At 40.6% G+C, this 2744-nt stretch carries 3 protein-coding genes; 2 read left to right on the top strand and 1 reads right to left on the bottom strand.

Annotated features, from left to right (window positions below; genetic code table 11):
• Positions 1-855: DUF5687 family protein (locus WBM98_RS04485; protein WP_424364831.1), on the bottom strand; the 855-nt coding region annotated here is incomplete at its 3' end.
• Between the two features lie 140 nt (positions 856-995).
• Here WBM98_RS04485 and WBM98_RS04480 point away from each other — a divergent pair.
• Both WBM98_RS04480 and WBM98_RS04475 read left to right on the top strand, forming a co-directional pair.
• Positions 996-2048, top strand: coding sequence for a 2Fe-2S iron-sulfur cluster-binding protein (locus WBM98_RS04480; RefSeq protein ID WP_424364830.1), 1053 nt, complete (start codon positions 996-998; stop codon positions 2046-2048).
• A 330-nt stretch (positions 2049-2378) separates the two neighbouring features.
• The coding region (locus tag WBM98_RS04475; RefSeq protein ID WP_424364829.1) for a DUF2064 domain-containing protein at positions 2379-2744 on the top strand (366 nt) is incomplete at its 3' end.

Below are 2744 nucleotides of genomic sequence, written 5' to 3'. Positions count from 1 at the left end.
AATCATTGCCAGAGAAATAAAAACCTGCATTTTGGTGCGTTTGTTCCGCCATATCAGTTTAAGATCCAGCTGAAGAAAGGGGGCGATATCACCAAAACGCTTGGTCCAGGTCAATTCCGATGTTGCTGCTGCCGTTGTTTTCTTTTTGATGGATGCGTCGAGGTACAGTCTTTTTCTGAGGAAGTCAAAGTTGATGGTATACGTACCTATCGCCAAGGCTACCGGCAGTATTACCAACATGGGATATTTATAAAGATTGTAGAACAATTCACCCGCATAGGCCTTGACAGGTAGTATGTCGAAATACTCCAAACCATAGAGCATCATCATAAGTATCCCTATAACAACCAATACCTTATCGCTCTTGTTGATGATGAAATTGGTGTAATTAATCGTCAATACCATGGCTACTATCGCAACCAACCAACCTAGGACGTTGATCACAGGATACCCTTGAACCAGCAACACAATCGAAAAGGGCACGGCAATGAAAAGAGATAGGAAATTATACCCCGACAAGCCTGACTTCGTCAAAATATAATGGGTGATCTTCCCTTTATTGATGGGATAAAGCAGCAGTGGCTTAATATCCATCACAGGTAACTTTTGCATAAAATACCGGAAGAAAAGTTCAAAAAGCACCCAGTACAATAGATAACCGCTTACAATCATCATGGGATCTGTATCGGGAAACGCTTTTTCTATTATAAAGTACAGGCCCACACCGAAACCTGCAAAGGACACCATCATATAAAGGGCAAAAAAGCCCATTAATAGTTTTAGGGCAAGGCTCTTCCCAAAATTGGATGATCTAAAGAACGATTTCCATTGAAGGTTTACAAAGTGTCTGAACATACAGGTTAGCTAATTTGTACTGTGGTGTTAGTGTTACAAAGTTAGCTATTGTTACATTTCCGCAACATTTTTCGAAAATCCCATTTTTTATAGTTGTTGCTTTGCTTAGCTTTGCACTTTTAATACATTGAAACTACGACATGGCCCATTTTCACGCCCTAAGGGTACAAGGCATTAAGCCGCTTACTCCAAGTTCCGTTGCGATTACCTTTGCCATTCCAAAGGAACTAAAACAAACCTTTGCCTTTGAAGCAGGGCAATATATAACTATTAAAAAGGAAATAAAAGGAAAGGAAGTGCGAAGGGCCTATTCCATTTGTTCTTCCCCAAAACGCGATTATATCACGGTGGGCGTTAAACGGACCCACAAAGGCGGATTCTCTGACTATGCCAATTCCAAATTAAAAGTGGGTGATCAACTTGACGTAATGCCACCAGAAGGTCGCTTTGTCTTCAAACATACCGATGCGCCTAAAAATGTAGCAGCGTTCGCCGCCGGTAGCGGTATTACTCCGATAATGAGCATTATAAAAGAGGTGTTGACGAGTAATCCCCATAATAAATTCGTATTGGTGTATGGCAACAAATCGAATACCGAGACTATGTTCTATAAAGACCTGGTAAAACTTCAGTTGGAATATGCAACTCGTTTTTTTGTCTACTTTACCAATAGTAAGGTCCTGGAAGAAGGTTCCTTATTCGGGCGAATCGATACTTCCTCGGTTAATTATGCTTTGAAAAATAAGCATAAGGATATCCGTTTTGATGCCTTTTACCTATGTGGACCGGAAGAAATGATCCAAGTGGTGAGCGATACGCTCCAGGAAAATGGAATTTCAAAGGATAAAATACATTTTGAATTGTTCACGACCCCTGAGACCAGTGGCCAAACCCCAGTGGCCCCATCGAGTGGTAAAACCCAAGTAACCGTTATCTTGGATGACGAAGAATTTTCATTGACCATGGGCAAGAACGATGTTGTCCTCGATGCCGTCTTAAAAGAAAATATAGATGCACCTTACTCTTGTCAAGGGGGTGTTTGCAGCAGTTGTGTTGCCCGGATCATTGAAGGGAAAGCCGAAATGGTAAAGAACCAGATACTTACCGATGGTGAGATCGAAGAGGGATTGATCCTTACTTGCCAGGCCAGGCCACTTACGCCAACGCTCAAGATCGATTATGACGATGTTTAAAGCCCTACTAAGACTAAGTTTATCTTGAGTCAGCACAAGTGTAGCGCCCAAATGGGTGCTTATCGTATCCCTATATTACAAACTACCTGGTTTGTGAAAAGTCTTTTGAAAATAAAATAGATACACTTGTTGCATCTCGTCCTGTTTTGAGTCGATTTTAACTGCACTTTTTTTTATTTCCGCTTCATAAAAAACCCAGAAATAAACTCGTTGGTCGGTTATCCTTTATAATTCTTTAAATAGATAATCCCTTTTCTTTGTAAAGAATAATGTACCGTTTCGACCTAATTGAAATAGGATTTATTTAAATTTACGAGATACTAGTATTGAATGAACGCAATTAACGAACATCATACCGCTATTTTGGTTTTTGCACTCTCTTCGGAAGAGGAACAAAAGCGCAAAAAAATCCGAAATGGGGACCGGTTGTTCAGTGCGCTTTCCGAACATAGCCTAAATATAGTAGCTAAAACCGGACTCCCTTATTTTCATTATACTGAGAAAGAGCAAGTAGGGGATTCCTTTGGGGAACGATTTACAAATGCCATACAGGAAGTTTTCAATAGGGGTTTCAAACAGATCATCACCATCGGAAACGATTCCCCACAATTAAAAATCTCCCATATTCAACGGGCAGCCGTGCTTTTGGACCATAATAAGTCGGTTATAGGTCCTTCCGCAGATGGTGGCTTTTAC

The sequence above is a fragment of the Maribacter sp. genome, from assembly GCF_049667165.1.
GTDB lineage: Bacteria > Bacteroidota > Bacteroidia > Flavobacteriales > Flavobacteriaceae > Maribacter_A.
This window is presented reverse-complemented; position numbering and strand designations above follow the sequence as displayed.

What these genes read in the sequence shown, in the direction of transcription:
- WBM98_RS04480 (WP_424364830.1), top strand. Translation starts at nt 996, where the DNA reads ATGGCCCATTTTCACGCCCTAAGGGTACAAGGCATTAAGCCGCTTACT.